Genomic DNA, 14295 nt, shown 5'->3' with positions numbered 1-14295 from the left:
AGCGCCCGATCAACTGCGCGACCCAGGCGCCCGCCGAGCTCCAGCGAGCGTGTATAACCGGGCGCCCATGAGCTCGTCCCAGCCTCTTAACCCGGCCCAGCGCGCCGGTGTCGAGTATCGCGGCGGGCCCCTGCTGCTGCTCGCTGGCGCCGGAACCGGCAAGACCCGCGTGATCACGCATCGCGTGGCCGCGCTGATCGACGAGGGCGTGCCAGCCTGGCGGATCCTCGCGGTGACCTTCACCAACAAGGCCGCCCACGAGATGCGCGAGCGGATCGCAAGCTTGCTCGGCGTCGGGCTCGACGAGCTGCGCCGCGATGGCCCGTGGATCGGCACCTTTCACTCGATCTGCGCCAGGATCCTGCGGCGCCACGGCGAGGGGGTCGGGCTCTCGCGCAATTTTGCGATCTACGACGCCGACGACCAAAAGAGCCTGATGCGCAAGGTGCTCAAGGTCCTCGACATCGACCCGCGCATGTTCTCGGCCAGCGCCGCGCTCGGCAAGATCGACGCCGCCAAGAACCTGGGCTGGGGCCGCGAGCGGCTCGGCGATCTGGGCTACAACGAGCCGGTGCTCGGCTGGACCCGGCGGGCCTGGGCGCTCTACGAAGATCAGCTGCGGTCCGCCGACGCCGCTGATTTTGGCGATCTGCTCACGCTCACGGTCCAGCTGCTGCGCAACGCGGGCGAGGTGCCGAGCTATCCGGCCGGCCAGGCTTCGGCGCCCAGCTCCACCCCCAGCCGCACCGTCAAGCTGCACACCGAGCGCGAGCCAGCGGCGGCCGCGGCCAGCAAGGTCGATCCGGTCGTCGGCCTGCGGCGGCGCTTCTTTCATGTCGTCGTCGACGAGTATCAGGACACCAACCCGGTCCAGGCCGAGCTCGTGGACCTGCTGTGTGGCGAGCGCTCGCAGCTGTGTGTGGTCGGCGACGACGACCAGGCGATCTACGGCTGGCGAGGGGCAGACGTGCAGCAGATCCTGCGCTTCCCCGATCGCCACCCCGGCTGCGAGATCATCCGCCTCGAGCAAAATTATCGCAGCACCACGTTGATCTTGGACTGCGCCAACGCGGTGATCCGCGACGGCCCGCGCCGTCACGACAAGCAGCTGTGGAGCGAGCTTGGGCCCGGCGATCACGTCCAGCTGTACGGGTTCGCCGATGAGCGCGAGGAGGCCCGATTCATCGCCCGCACGATCCAAGTTGCGATTGACGACGGCGAGAGCCCGTCCGAGATCGCGGTGTTCTATCGGACCCACGCGCAGTCGCGGCCGCTGGAAGAGGCGATGCGCCTGTACGGGATCCGCTACCGGATGCTCGGCGGGATTCGGTTCTACGACCGCCGCGAGATCAAGGACCTGGTCGGCTACCTGCGGCTGCTGACCAACCCGGCCTCGGATCTGGACTGCCTGCGGGTGATCAACGTGCCGCCGCGGCGGATCGGGACCAAGACGATCGAGCGGCTGGCGAGCTGGGCGGTGAGCAACGAGAAGTCGTTCTATCAGGCGACCGGTCCGGACTCGAAATATGGCGAGGACGCCGGCCTGGGCAAGGCCGCGCGGCGGGCCGTCAAGGAGTTTCACGACGTCGTCGAGCAGCTCAAGATCGACGCCCAGAACCTGGCGCATGATCAGATCGCCGCGCTGGTGGTCGAGCGGACTGGTTATATCGAGTCGCTCGAGCAAGAGCCCGACGGCGAGACCCGGATCGAGAACCTCGAGGAGTTCATTGGTTCGCTCGAGCAATTTGTGGCCGAGCAGCCCGAGGCCAGCTTGGCTGAGTATCTCGAGCAGATCTCGCTGGCGACCTCCGGGGATGACGAGAGCGCGGACACGGCGATTACCCTGATGACGATCCACTCCGCGAAGGGGCTGGAGTTCGATCGGGTCATGCTCACTGGCATGGAAGACGGCGTGTTCCCGCACATGCGCGCGCTTCGTGACGGGGACCCGGACTCGCTCGAAGAGGAGCGGCGCCTGGCGTATGTCGCGTTGACCCGGGCGCGCCGCAAGCTCGTGATTAGCTATGTGCAGTCGCGGTTCTTGTGGGGGGAGAGCAAGCAGAACATGCCGTCGGAATTCTTGCGATCGCTGCCGGATGAAGCGGTGGCGCGGCATGGGTTGGCGACTGCCCGGCGCCGTCGGCCGGCGACGAGGGCCGCCCCGCAGCAGCGGGAGGCCCAGTGGGACGATGAGATCGAGCTCGAGCCCGAGTACGCAGGCTCGGGAGGGTTCGGCCGGAACGCGGGCAGCGTCGAGCGGGAGACGGTCGAGTATGACGATGTCGAGTATGACCCGGTCGAGTGGTTCAAGGGCATGCAGGTGCGGCATCCCAAGTTTGGAGTCGGGACGGTGCTGTCGTGGTCGGGGGCGGGGGAGCAGCTAAAGTTGACGCTGGTATTTGGGGCGGCCCGCAAGACGATCATGGCCCGGTTCTGCCAACCGTTGTGAGGGACCCCCACAGGCGGTTTGGCACAGAGGGCTCTGGGTTGGCTGTATGTGGTGGCATGTGTGGCCCCCTTAGGAGGGGCTGCTTCTGACCGTTTGCGCTGTGGTGGTCTGCTGAGACTTCTACGGCGGTTTGGCAGTTCGGGGTCACTCGCTTCGCTCGCGCCCTCTGGCCCCTAAATAGGCCCTGTAGAACAGCAAAAAGATGGAATTTACCTGAGGAGCCCAGCGTACGAGGGGTTGCAACACCTTCCGCGAACGCGACGAGGAGCTCTTTCAGGCGAACCGGATCCTACTCCAAGAACTACGAGCCGAGAAGTACAAGATCGGCCGCTACCTCAGGCAAGCCAGGGGTGGCATGGCGCCGCGTGACGGCGGACCCGAGCTCGGACCGCCGCTGCGGCGCCGTCAAAGCCCTGCTCGTCGTGCATACGCGAAGATGTGTCTTCCATCGAAATGCCTCGTGCTGGACCGTGTTCGGCGCTGCGCCCGAGCCGGACAGGTTGCACCGTACCCAGGGTTTGCTGGCCCCGCGGGCCGGCGAGGACCGGGGCGTGCCGCATCTGTCTGCGCGTCCGGGTGCAGCCGCCGGCTTGCGCTTTCACTTCGGGCGTTTTCGCCCCTGGGTACGAGCCGCCAGGATTTGCATGAAGGCCTTGACACAGCTGGAGGTCCCAGGTCTTCATGCCTCTCCACCACACCCCACACCGGGCACGAAGAGAGAACAGGGATGCAACTCGTTACTGACCACTCACAACTGCGCTACTTCGACAAGATCGCGATTCGGCAGCCAACCAAGGGACTTTGGCTCACCAGGAAGTCCGACAACTGGGTCAATGCCAACACCGGCGGGTCCACCCCGCCAGAGGCGGGGATCTTCACCGTACGGAACTACACGATCGACTGTCTCGCAGAGATGCTCGATCCCTCGTCTCAGAACGATGTTGCCGTGCAGGATGTCATGAGCCAGATCCGCATCGGAGACCTCCCATCGCTCACGCTCAATGACATCATCGACGTCAGCGTCGACCTCGAGAGCGGTCTCCCCGCCACGATCAAGCGGGAGTTGGTCGGGGGCGGCGTGTTCGCCCTCTTGCCACCGTATCACCCGATCTTCGGTGGCGTCAAAGTCCTCCTGGCCGTCGAGAACAACAAGAACGTGAAGGAGGACGCCGAGGCGTACCTGAACACCGCCCTGCAGGGCATGTACTTGGTGCAGCATCGAGACGGTACAAAGCTATCCTCTCACTGGCAAAAGGCGGGCTTCACCGGCATGTGCCTGAGCATGCGTTCCAAGGCAGAGCTGAAGGACTACTGCATCAACATCGTCATCACGTACGAGGACGACGGCGTCCAGAAAGAAAAGATCATGTCCATCGAGTTGCCCGTCTTCCCCAGCCTGGTCTCGGCCCCAAATGGCAAGGTGTATTTCGACAACAAGATGGCGAACATCACCTCTCAAGGCGTCATCCACGGCCTATTTCCGAGTGGCCGCTCCTGGAACGATGGCCAGAACAACATGGACATCGAGGGCGAATACACGACGACGGAGTGGAACGAGTACGAGGTATACAAGATGTAGCCAACGTCACGCTCATCAGGGCGGGGTGGTCGAGCCACTGCTCGCGGCGGTGGGCCGAGTCGGTCTCGCGTGACTCCAGGGTCGAGTCGGTCGCCTGCGTCGCGAACATCTGTTCTTTCCTCGAGGGCCAGGAGAACGATCAGTTCGTCAACTGCCAGACCGATGACGACTGTGACTTCCTCGGTCCACCCTACACCGGCGAGTGTGACAACCATCTGGTGCGAGGCTGCCACGCAGGAGAAAGAGCGGATGTACCTCGACGGCGCTACTGCTGCCCGAGGGCACCGTGCTCTCGACGGGGAACGGTGCCCGTCGTAGCGTGACTGCTCGCCGCTGAGGTTGCAGCGCTTGCCGTCCTCGAACAGGATCTCGTCGTCGCTGCCGTAGCCGCGCAGCTGAAAGTCGCACACGGGGCCCTTGGCGCGGCTCCAGAGCACCGCCACGGCCCACAACTCGCGCGCGTTGTCGGCGAGCCGTCGTTCGCGGGCGTCGGGGTGCTCGTCGACCGGGACGCTCCAGTCGAAGTTGGTCTCCGGTAGCTCGAGGTCCTCCCACTCCTCGAAGTCAAGCACCTCGAGATCTTCGAGCGTCAGGTTGACGGGCACGATCGGCCGGTACCGACCCCCGCCGCGGCGCCAGAGAATGCGGACGCGAACCAGCGCGTCGTCGTGCTCGGCGAAGATGTCGACCCACTCGCTTGGGGTCTGTGTTGACTGTCGCTTCTTGGCTCGCTTGGTCATGACTTGATGCGTCCTGGCTTCGCGTGATTGAAGTGCTTGCTTCGCTGTGTAGCCGCTTTGGTCCCGGGTTTGCGGTGCGACGCTCACTGCAAATCAGCGTGCTCCGGGGCAACGTAATCCAGCTGAGCGGTCGTCGTCGCTGGCCGAGAGAGCGGCGACGACCCAACTTTTGTCGCCCAACTCGCGGCCGTGGGTGCGCCCCGCTGCGCATCCAGTGTTTCGGTGGGAGCGCGATCGGGGGAGACTCGGATCAGGAGCCGACCTCGATGGCGATCAACAAGACGCTCGTCTGGATTCTCGCTGGCGGTGCCGCGCTGGCGCTCGGTGGTGTGGCGATCTGGTTGTTGCGCTGGCGCGCGAACGCGGCGGTGGTGCTCGAGGAAGAGCAGCCGATGACGCCGGAGCCCCGCGGCTTCTTGACCGCGGCAAACGTGGGGCGACATCCGTGATAACGCGGGATGGAGAACAAGGGCACTTCGAGCGATCAGCGTTCACCATAGTAATTAGCCAGCGCAACCCGGAGTGCCCGCACATCCATTTGGACCCGCTAGCGAGCCCAATCCAGCTCTGACTCGCCGCGCGTCGCAGTATTGCTTCGAACGTTGTGGGCGGCACCGAGGCAGCGCGAACACCACTCACGACGGATCACCTCCTCAGCAGGGAGGGGCCGGCCGTAGACATAGGCAGCCTGCGGGCCTATGTAATCGCCCGGTTCACCAACGATCGCTACTTTTACGGATTGGCAACCGAACGGGCTCCCCTAGTGTTTCAGCAGGCCCTGCCCGCCCGACGACTCGACCACCGAGTACGACGGCATCTGGACGCAGTAGAGCTCAGGCTCTCCATAGACGTTGGGGGCGATGAAGTGGAGAGCAGGATCCTGCTGCGAGCAACGTTGGCAGATCCACGCCCCTCGCGACTGTGTGATCGGTAGAACCAGCGCCATTGCTGCGGCGCGATCCTTCTCTGTCGGTGCGTCCACCCGACCGTAGACCTCACCTGGCGAATCGGCCCACGGGTGCGGTATGTAGTGGGAGTAGTCCAGGCTGCGGAGCCAGGCCGTGTGTTGCGGCGACCAACGGACCCGAAGACCCGAGCTCCCTGGTGCCGCAGGACCACAGCATGCAGTTTGGAAAAGGCATCAAGTGCTTCAGAGCCTGGGGAAGGTGCCATGTAGTAGTTGATTATCATCCGCTCGACAGACCGAGAAGGCGAAGCGGAGATCGGCCCCACCCCGTCACTGGGCGGTCCGTCTTGATCGCAGTGACGCTGGGGGCGATGCCCCCGCACGCGCCCCGACCGGATCTGCCGTCGATGGTTCCAGCCGTGCCCGCGAGCGGGCGCTCGCCAGCGCGGATCGCGGGACCTGCCAGATCGGACAAGTTCGTGACAGGGTCGCGCGGCTGTCAGTATAATACCGCGCGTGACGACCGGCGAACGCGAGCCCATCGAACATGACCTGATGAAGACTTAGCCGCCGCCGAGTTCGAGGTGGTCGAGCAGCACGTCAAGCCGACCATCGGCGAAGAGGACACCCACGTCCGCGTGGTGCTGCGGATCCCCGAAGACGACGCCGAGTCATTCTAGTTCGGCCTGATCTACACCCTCGGCGCGCTGAGCTTTCACGACGGAAGGCCCCGAGGTGTCTCGGGAAATTGGTTTGAGGACGACGACGAGTGAACGGCCGCCGACATGCTCCGCGGTCTGGAGTTCGTTCGAGGGCCCTTGCACTGGTACGCCGACTACGTCCGCGGGCGCTGCATCAAAACGTCGGTCGACATCAGCCCCGACGGCACCGTCCTCCTCGAGACCGTCAACCGAGGCGAGGCGGCCCTCCGGTGGATTGACCGCCTGCGAGGCAAAATCTACCTCCAGGCCGTGGAGTAGTGTTCGTGGGCGACCCACAAAAACTGTAGGAGAGCCATCAAGTCCGTCTGTCGCCGGACTGGGGGGGCCGTCGACAATGCAGTGTGGATACAGCCGGAAGAAAGGCCGCATCCAATACGTGACCGCATCCAACCAGCTCGTTTTGCGGAGCTTGGACAGGCTGACGCGATCGATGTCGAGTCCGACCTCGTCCTCCCCCAACCACGGCTGCTTTCGCCGAATGAACCCGCGAACCTTGCAGCCGGCCCCGTCGACGAGACCGTTCTTCGCCAAGCTGAACATGTGCGCTCGGAGTCGAATGCTCGCGTCGGCATCGAACGCTCGGAGCACCACAAAGGTAGAGAATTTGGGCGGCTTGGGATCGTGGTCGAGGGACAGATTCTCGATTCGGCCCTGGTCCTCGACGAGCATACCATCGTCGAGGTCGTCCAGCTCGCCGATCTGGACCTTCATTCCGGTCGGTACCTTGGACGGAGCGTCGAGTTGCGCCACCTCGGTCTCGCTCGCCAACCGAGAGTCGGCTCCCAATGAGTGGGCATGCGCGAGGAAGTGGGTCGAGTAGGCGACGAGCAGCCCGAGTCGCGCGCCCGCTTCGGCGAGGCTCACGACGACCGGGCCCAGCTCGCCCATGAGCTCGGGCGGGATCCCTGACGTGACAGCGCGCCGGAGACTTGCCCGATCGACAGGCCAAGGGCGCCTGCTTGATCGAGGAGCGTGCGTGCCAGTAGCCGGGCGTCCGCGATCGATGCGTTGTCGCCCGCGAACAGATCGTGGAATTGCGAGAACCCGTCGTCGACAAATTCCGCGGTCTCTTGCGCGAACGAGATCACCCCTGCGGCGCTCGCCTCGTCGGTCGAGCGGTGATGGCTCAGAACCGTCGTCAAGCCGAAGGTCGTTCACTCCATCTACCGTTGAGCAGCGAAGCCGTGGGTCGGGGAGCCGGGTCACAGGCGGCCTTGGGCGAACGAGGTGCGATCCCAGATAGTTGTGCGAGCGCCTGTGGCCTCGAGGGCGCGCTCGTGGACCAACTCCCAGGTGATGGGGGCGTCGTGTAGCTCGGGGGGTAGCTCGAATTCGATGACCGTTGGGGCGCTGCCGACTCCGACTCGATCGTCTGCATGCTCGACGCGGATCATTTGGCCATCGCCGACTCGTTGGCTGCTGAAGTGGCGAGCGAGGATCCGCTGGGTCGACCAGCTCGGCTCGGTGGCGTCGCTGTGGAGCTCGACGCTCAGTCGCCGAAACAGATCGCCCGTCGGGAACGCGTGGCCGACGACGCGCGGGGAGAGCTCGATGACCACACGGCCGGGGTCCGGCCGGGTCGCCGCGATTGCGACGGCGGCCCGCAGCATGCTCGGTCGGCCGACGACGGTGAAGCCGTGATCCAGGTGACCCGCGGCCGCTGGCGGCATGTGACAGCGCTGGCAGCTCTCGTCTGCGAACGCCGAGCGGGCGTGCTCGGTGATCGTTCGCTGCATCTTGAGCCCGTGCCCGGCGCGGCCGAGGCTGGGGAACCAGAATTCGTGACAGCCCGCGCAGGCGTCGGGGGAGGCGAATTCAGCTGAGCGGCGTAGCGGGTGGGGGATCCGGGAGTCGTCGGCGTGGGCGCTGGGGCCAGCGAGCACGGCGCCGTCGCGGCCGGTCAGGTGACAGGTCACGCACGCGACCCCGGCGGCTGACTCGCGCGGGGTCGGCTCGTGCACGGGGTTGGCCTCGGGCGCGTGGCATGCTCGACAAAAGCCGGGGTCGCGCTCGAGCTCGAGCGCCGCTTGGAACATGGGATCTTCGTATGCGCGTCGATGCAGCGAGTGGGTCCACTCGCTGGCGATGTCGGCGTGGCAGGTGACGCACTCGTCGTTGCGATCGAGCCGGGCTCGAACGTCGGGGTTGGGGCCGCGGGCGGGGCTGGGCATCGTGGCGGCGGCCGGACGGGCCGGGCGCGAGGTCCCGCCGTCGCTCGCCTCGGTGAGCGCGGCCGCGAGACCGAGCGTCACGAACACGGCGACGATCGACGCGCGCGCCCGCACCTCAGTTACCCGGCCTCTGAACGCGAGCGCGGACGCCCGCGAGCGCGGCGGTGGACATCTCGGGCTTGGCGATCGCGCGACCGGCCGCGAACGCCTCGACGAGATCGGGCTGCTCGAGCCACTTGGCGAGCTGCTCGGCGTCGAACTCGGGCACCGCCCAATTGTCGTTGCCGACTCGAAACGCGACCTCGGGGCCGGGGGCCGGACCCTGGTACTGGCCCGTGTCGGTCAGCCACGCGCCGCCCTCCCGGAACGTGAGCACGCGACCGTCGAGCGTGCGCGTCAGCTCGCCGCGCTCGTCGTCCATGATCCATCGCCAGCTTGGATCGATCTCGCCGCCGTGGTCGATCGTGGCGGTGATCCGGCCGAGCGCGGGGTCGGTGAGCGGCTTGCCCGTGTCTGCGTCGAACGACAGCTCGGGCTGACCGTCGCCGATGAAGATCGCCCGGCCATCTTGCCGAAACGCCAGCTCGAAGCCGTCGCTGGCCCAGCTCACGATCGGTTCGCCGCTCGGTAGCGCCAGGATCTGGACCTGACCGTTGTCGAGCATCGCCAGCCGATCGCCAGTTGGGGACAGCGCTGCGGCGTCGGGCGTGACGTCGGGGACCCGGAGGATCGGCTCGCCCGTGCCCAGATCGATCACCTCGAACCCGGCTTTGGTGTCCAGGACCAAGCGCTCGAGCTCGGGCCCGAGTCGGCCGTCGTAGACCCCGAGCACGTCGGTGCGTGGCTGCTTGTGGTTGCCGAGCACGGCGTCGACGACCATGAACTTCGAGTCGTCGTACAGCGCCAGCGCACCGTCGCGCGACCACCACCACGACAACCCGGTGGTGGCGATCGGCAGTCGCGTGGTCGCGCCCGCACGGCGCAGGACCAGGGTCTCACACTCGAGCAGCTCGGCGCCGTGACCCGAGCCGATGTCGAGCAGATCGCAGTCAGGTGGCAGCGGCGTGGTGAGCGGGGTGCACATGTCCCCGCAGATCTGGCCGTTGACACGCAGGGCGTCCCCGACGAAGCCGTACACCTGCACGTCGACCGTGCTGTCGTAGTCGACCGACTCGAGGATCACGTGCGAGCGTCGACCCAGCGGCGGACTGGTCAGCGTGGTCTCCCACTCCACCATGCCCGCCGCGCCGTCGTAGTCCTCGTGGCTGATCGACACCGCCCAGTGAGTCGCGCCGTCGGTCCGCCACTCGCCGTAGCGAAACAGCGACTCTCCATACTCGTTGTAGTCGTCAAACGTCTCTGAACCCATCTTGCTGTCGAGATCGCCGAGCCCGGCGAAGTGCAGCGTCGTCGTCGTGCCGCTGCGTCGCTCCGAGTATTTACTCATCCAGATCATCCAGCGAAAGTCGGGGTCGAAGTACACCTCGGCGTCGGACCTGGCGGTGTCGATCGCGTCGATCTTGTTGATCGCGGTCGCAGGGTTTGGGTCCACCGACATCATCTGCTGGGTGATCGGGCGTCGAGTTTCGACCTGCTCGACCTCGTCCCACTCACAGTCGTAGGTGTAGTAGCTCTCGTAGTGATCGCACTCGATCGGGAACCCGATCTCGGTCCACCCCACCGTCGCGCCCGCCCGGGTCCAGCCGAGCTCGAGCTCCTCGAGCTCACCCGTGATCGGGATTGACTCGGCGCGCACGAGGGTGGCCGCGTCCGCGTCCCAGATCTCCAGCCGCGCGGTGTCCCGCCACACCAGCGCGAGCTGGTGGTCCTCACTCGACCACGTGATGTCGTCGACGGTCGCGCAGTCGGGGCAGGGGAGATCACGCAGCTTGCGGCCGGTCTCGGCGTCGACGATCGTCACCCCCGCGCTGGTGTCCAGCGTCAGCCGCCCGTCGGCCGAGTCGTCGCCACCCACGAACTCGAAGAAGTCTACGGCCGGCAGCCAGGCCTGGCAGGGCTCGGCGTCGCCCTCGAGCGTGCGGATCAGCCGGCCAGACTCGATGTCCCAGATCGTGCACTCGCCCAGCTCCGTCGACGCGAGCCGCCGGCCCCCGGGCTCGAACAACCAGCTGCTGATCTCGGTCGCCGTCGACTGCGGCACGATCACGATCGGGAGCTCCACGGACGGCCCGTCGATCTCGGCGACCGGGCCCGGCGGCGGCGGCTCGGCGGCTACCGGAGCGCCGCGGTGACACGCGGCGAGGGTCCAGGCCAGGGATAGCGCCGTCTTACCTACGCGAGCGGTCATGCGCCGACGATACGACGATAATAGGCTAGATCGCCGATCCGTTTGGAGTCGCGTCGTGAATTCAAGCTGATTGGTGCTCTACGCGCCGTGGTCGACATCGTCGGGCTCGGTCACGCTTGGCGCCAGGAACATCACCACCGCCATCGCCAGATACCCCTGCGCCCAGCCCAGCCGATCGGGGTGGTTCCAGGGCGCGAACACCTCGAGCACGGTATCGCCCATCGTCCAGCGATACCCGTGCATCAGGCCCACGCTGGACAGCAGCGCCGCGGCCAGCAGCCAGATCCCCGCGATCGTGAACTTCCGCTCGATGATCAGGACCGTGACCGTGGCCAGGATCATCGCCGTGAAGATGAAGCCCTGCTCGAGCGCGAAGGCCCCGTCGATCCACGTGTCGCTGACCGAGAACGCGGCGACCAGGGTCTCGTCGAACGGTCGCTCGGGGTTGCCCATGCCCGCCGCCCGCAGCCCGTTCTTGGCCATGACCGCTCCCCAGGCCGCGACGCCCGGGAGCAGCCCGATCACCACCGCGGGGGCGTGGGCCTTGGGCGTGACCTGGAACGCCTGCGCGGTGATCACCACCCCGATCCACAGCACGATCGCCATGCCCGCGTCGACGGGGACCACCCAGGTGATCCACGCGAGCGTGCCGCTGAGGCACACGAAGGTCACGAACACCGCGTTGAGCACCGAGTAGCCGGCCCGCGCGCCCATGGCCTTCCAGCCCGGGTGACCGATGTAGATCGTGGTGGGGAAGCACGAGCCAAACGCCGCGGCGACGATGCTGCCAGCGCCGTTGACCGCCAGCGAGGGCACGACCGGGTAGCGATCCCCGGCGGCCTCGGCCGACTCGAGGTTCTGCAGGCTGCCGACCACGTTGAACAGCCCCATGGGGACGATCACCGCGAAGTAGGCCGCGAGCATGCCGGGCTGTGACAGCGCCGCGAACAGGTCGCCGATCACCGGGAGTGGGATCATCAAGCCAGCGCTGTTGACCGGCGCGTCGCCAGCGGGCGCCAGGCCGATCGCCCACGCCAGCGCGGTCCCGATCACCACGGCGACCAGCCCACCCGGCAGCCGCCCCTTGAACCGGACCCGACCAAAGTAGACCAGCAGCACGATCGCCAGGGTCGAGAGCCCGACGATCGGATGCGAGAAGGTGCGGAACAAGAACCCGAGCGAGATGAAGCCCAGCGCGATCCCGGCGAGCGTGGACAACAGCGCCGCGCGTGGCGTGATCCGGCGTAATTTTTCGGCCACGAACGAGCCGCCCAGCTCGATCAGGCCCGAGCCAAAGCACGCGAGCAGCCCGGCTTGCCACGCGACCTGGGCCGGGTCAGCCGCCCCGGCGGCCTCGGCCGCGAGCTTGGCCGGGAGCATGACCAGGAACACGTGGGCGAACAGCGAGATCGTGTTGATGCCGTAGGGCAGCGCGCACACGTCGTCGCGTCCGGTCTCCCTGGCCAGCTTCATGGCCTGGCGCGCGTAGAACAGGTTGCCGACGACCAGCGAGATCGCGGCGCCCGGCAAGATCGTGCCGCGGACCAGCTCGTCCGAGAACCCCAGCACGTAGGGCGAGCGGCACAGCGCGTCGATCAGCAGCAGTTGAACCAAGTTGTCGAGCGCGAGCCCGAAGAAGCCGTCGATGTCACCGCGGACGAAGGGGCGCACACCTGGCGGATACCACGAACGCTCGTGGACACGCTATCATCGGGCCCGAACCGTGAGCGACTTCGAAGCCCTCCCGACCCCGGTCCTGCACTCGATCAGCGCCCACGATGGTTGGCTGCTCCGGGTCTGGGACTTCTCGCCCGCGCATCGGCGTCCCACGCTTGGGGTCGTCGTCGTTGGTCACGCGATGATGGCCGACAGCCGAACCATGTGCAGGCCGGACCGGCCCACGATCGCCGCGGTGCTGGTCGCGGCTGGGTTTCGAGTGTTGGTCCCGGATCTGCGCGGTCACGGCGAGAGCGGGCCGACGCCCCGCCAAGGTGGCGACTGGGATCTCGACGCGCTCGTCAGCGACGTTGGCCACTATGTGGACCTCGCCCGCGCGCTCGAGCCCGAGCGGCCGGTCGCGCTGCTCGGGCACAGCGTGTTTGCCTACGCCGCGCTGGGCTGGCTCGGGCAACACTCGCAGTCGAGCGTGGGCGCGCTCGTGGCCATGAGCTGCTCGGTCTGGAACCGGCGGTTCGAGCCCAGTCGCTGGCGTTGGTGGCTGAAGCGGCTGTTGATCTGGCCGCTCGTGTTGATCTGCGAGCTGGTCGGCTACTTGCCCGCGCGGCGGCTGCGACTGGGCTCAGCCGACGAAGCGCGCAGCTTCTGGCGCCAGTTTCATGGCTTCATGCGCCGCAACAGCTGGGACTCGCAGGACGGCGCCGTCGACTACTTCGCCAACCTCGAGCACATCCACGCGCCGATGTTGCACGTCATGTCCGAGGGCGATCTCCTGTACGCGCGCCCGGCCGCGGCCGTGCGACTCAGCGCCGGGATCCGCCAGCGCGAGCTGCTGGTCCTCGGTCGCGACGACGCGCCCGGCGAGCTCGCGCGGCTGCGTCCGAATCACATGGGGATGGTCACGGATCCCAGGACCAAGCTCGCCTGGCACTGGGTCGCCGGGTGGCTGCAGCGCAAGCTGGGCGTGGCGGACTGAGCTGTCAGGGGCAGCGCGTCCCGCCCTCGAGGAGCTCGACCCGCTCGGGCACGTTGGCGTCGAGCTGCCGATAGTTGCCCTTCAGTCCCACGAACCAGTCGACGTGCGTGCCCTCGATGCCACCGCCGACATCGGCCGCACGCAGGCAGCCGTCGTGGGTGCGGCCGTCTGGCAGCGCCACGCCGTCGAGGCCAGGTGCATAGACGGATGTGCCGAACGGCAGCACGGAGGTGTCGGTGGCGATGCTCAGGTAGGGCACCAGCGCGTTGCCCCGCGAGCCTTGACCCCACACAAATCGGGCCGGGTCGAGGACCGCGAAGCAGTCGTAGCCGTCCCCACACCCACAGCCGCCAATGTTGACGACGCGATCATCGAGCAGCTTGCCGGAACCCTCGAGCTTCAGCGCGCGTGCAAAGCCGGCCGGGACCGTTGCGATGCGCTGCCCGGCGCAGGTGCCGATCGTCGTGCTCGCGGGCGGGTCGAAGTCGGCTTCGTGGCTGACCCAGTAGTAGGTCAGATCGAACACGCCGATCGACGCGCCGGGGTCACCCGCGGGCGGGGCTGTGCGGGTGCTCGTGTCGGCGGTGGTCTGGCTGCTGGCCGTGTCGGCCTCGGTGTCGCCGTTGGCGGTGGCGCACGCGAGCGGGATCGACAAGACGAGCGGAGCGAGTCGGACCGGGCGCACGTTCCGAGGGTAGCCTGCCGAGTCATGATCAGGCGACGCTCGCGTGCGGTTTGCCGGGCTAGAGCGCCATGCGCTTGGGGT

The 14295-nt window shown here is 66.9% G+C and carries 10 protein-coding genes; 3 read left to right on the top strand and 7 right to left on the bottom strand.

Annotated elements, in window-relative coordinates; all coding sequences use genetic code 11:
* Positions 1-67: 67 nt before the first annotated feature.
* A complete protein-coding gene (locus ENSA7_RS34795; protein ID WP_106093719.1) occupies positions 68-2449 on the top strand; it encodes an ATP-dependent helicase in 2382 nt (793 codons plus the stop codon).
* A gap of 1455 nt (positions 2450-3904) precedes the next feature.
* On the opposite strand, the gene ENSA7_RS45560 is transcribed toward ENSA7_RS34795, so the two are convergent.
* Entirely contained in the window at positions 3905-4768 is an 864-nt protein-coding gene (locus tag ENSA7_RS45560; RefSeq protein ID WP_244924012.1) for a hypothetical protein, read from the bottom strand.
* Between the two features lie 266 nt (positions 4769-5034).
* On the opposite strand from ENSA7_RS45560, the gene ENSA7_RS34780 reads away from it, so the two are divergent.
* Positions 5035-5217, top strand: coding sequence for a hypothetical protein (locus ENSA7_RS34780; RefSeq protein WP_106093717.1), 183 nt, complete (start codon positions 5035-5037; stop codon positions 5215-5217).
* Between the two features lie 1129 nt (positions 5218-6346).
* Here the strand turns inward: ENSA7_RS34780 and ENSA7_RS34770 are convergent.
* From ENSA7_RS34770 to ENSA7_RS34750, 5 genes are all read right to left on the bottom strand, one after another.
* Positions 6347-7285, bottom strand: a complete 939-nt coding sequence (locus tag ENSA7_RS34770) for a hypothetical protein (RefSeq protein WP_106093715.1) — start codon at positions 7283-7285, stop codon at positions 6347-6349.
* Positions 7258-7539: a hypothetical protein gene (locus ENSA7_RS34765; RefSeq protein ID WP_106093714.1), complete on the bottom strand. Its 282-nt coding sequence runs from the start codon at positions 7537-7539 to the stop codon at positions 7258-7260. Before ENSA7_RS34765 ends, ENSA7_RS34770 begins: the two co-directional genes overlap by 28 nt.
* 60 nt (positions 7540-7599) lie before the next feature.
* Positions 7600-8682 carry a multiheme c-type cytochrome gene (locus tag ENSA7_RS34760; RefSeq protein ID WP_106093713.1) on the bottom strand — a complete coding sequence of 361 codons (1083 nt, stop codon included), beginning with the start codon at positions 8680-8682 and terminating at the stop codon, positions 7600-7602.
* Between the two features lies 1 nt (position 8683).
* A complete protein-coding gene (locus ENSA7_RS34755) occupies positions 8684-10876 on the bottom strand; it encodes a WD40 repeat domain-containing protein (RefSeq protein WP_146158489.1) in 2193 nt (730 codons plus the stop codon).
* 78 nt (positions 10877-10954) lie between these two features.
* Complete coding sequence (locus ENSA7_RS34750; protein ID WP_106093711.1) at positions 10955-12547, bottom strand: SulP family inorganic anion transporter; 1593 nt, start codon at positions 12545-12547, stop codon at positions 10955-10957.
* A gap of 52 nt (positions 12548-12599) precedes the next feature.
* Here ENSA7_RS34750 and ENSA7_RS34745 point away from each other — a divergent pair, with 52 nt between their 5' ends.
* The gene (locus ENSA7_RS34745; protein WP_181234406.1) at positions 12600-13529 is read left to right on the top strand and encodes an alpha/beta fold hydrolase; all 930 of its coding nucleotides are present in this window, start codon (positions 12600-12602) and stop codon (positions 13527-13529) included.
* Between the two features lie 4 nt (positions 13530-13533).
* On the opposite strand, the gene ENSA7_RS34740 is transcribed toward ENSA7_RS34745, so the two are convergent.
* Positions 13534-14214 (bottom strand): 3D domain-containing protein, encoded by a 681-nt coding sequence (locus ENSA7_RS34740; protein ID WP_146158488.1) that lies wholly within the window; start codon positions 14212-14214, stop codon positions 13534-13536.
* Positions 14215-14295 lie beyond the last annotated feature (81 nt).

The organism is Enhygromyxa salina (assembly GCF_002994635.1).
Classification (GTDB): Bacteria; Myxococcota_A; Polyangia; order Nannocystales; family Nannocystaceae; genus Plesiocystis; species Plesiocystis salina_B.
This window is presented reverse-complemented; position numbering and strand designations above follow the sequence as displayed.

Bases quoted from the DNA above. Each gene is read 5' to 3' on its own strand.
- ENSA7_RS34795 (WP_106093719.1), top strand. From the start codon at position 68: ATGAGCTCGTCCCAGCCTCTTAACCCGGCCCAGCGCGCCGGTGTCGAG.
- ENSA7_RS45560 (WP_244924012.1), bottom strand. From the start codon at position 4,768: ATGACCAAGCGAGCCAAGAAGCGACAGTCAACACAGACCCCAAGCGAG.
- ENSA7_RS34780 (WP_106093717.1), top strand. From the start codon at position 5,035: ATGGCGATCAACAAGACGCTCGTCTGGATTCTCGCTGGCGGTGCCGCG.
- ENSA7_RS34770 (WP_106093715.1), bottom strand. From the start codon at position 7,285: ATGGGCGAGCTGGGCCCGGTCGTCGTGAGCCTCGCCGAAGCGGGCGCG.
- ENSA7_RS34755 (WP_146158489.1), bottom strand. From the start codon at position 10,876: ATGACCGCTCGCGTAGGTAAGACGGCGCTATCCCTGGCCTGGACCCTC.